The organism is Haloarcula sp. Atlit-47R, assembly GCF_003665985.1.
Lineage (GTDB): Archaea > Halobacteriota > Halobacteria > Halobacteriales > Haloarculaceae > Haloarcula > Haloarcula taiwanensis.
In genome coordinates this window covers 1-448 of sequence record NZ_QPLQ01000082.1, presented here as the reverse complement: position 1 = coordinate 448, position 448 = coordinate 1, and the positions used below count along the sequence as shown (strand labels likewise).

Here is a 448-nt window from a genome sequence, read left to right as displayed (position 1 = left end):
GTCGTCGCCGCCGTCGGTGGCGAGTCGGTCGCCCCAGCCGAGGAGCAACTGCGCGGTGTGTCGGAGGTTGTGGCGGACGAGTCGGTTGATGACCGCGGAGCGTTTGTACTGCTCCGATAGCTCGCGGGTCCGAATCCGGCGCACGTCGTTGAGGCCGATGAGGACGTGCGCGACGGCGCTCACGCCCACGACCACGGCGGCGCTGAAAAGCGGTTCGCTGACCGTCCCGGCCGCGGCCTGCTGGTAGCTCCCGATGAGCGCGAGGACGAACACGGTGACGACGACGCCGAGGAGGTTCCAGCCGGCGACGCGGGCGACGTGGTTGGTCTTGAGGTCGCTTCGGTAGACGACGGGGCCGACGGCGACGAAGAGCACGGAGATGATGAGGCCGAAGGCCGCGGCGACGAGGCCGGCGAGGTCGGATGCGACCGAAGCGACGCTGTTCGAG

The 448-nt window shown here is 69.6% G+C and carries 1 pseudogene; it reads right to left on the bottom strand.

Annotated features, from left to right (window positions below):
* Nucleotides 1-448, bottom strand: a pseudogene (locus tag DVK00_RS20980) (sensor histidine kinase); the annotation flags it as partial.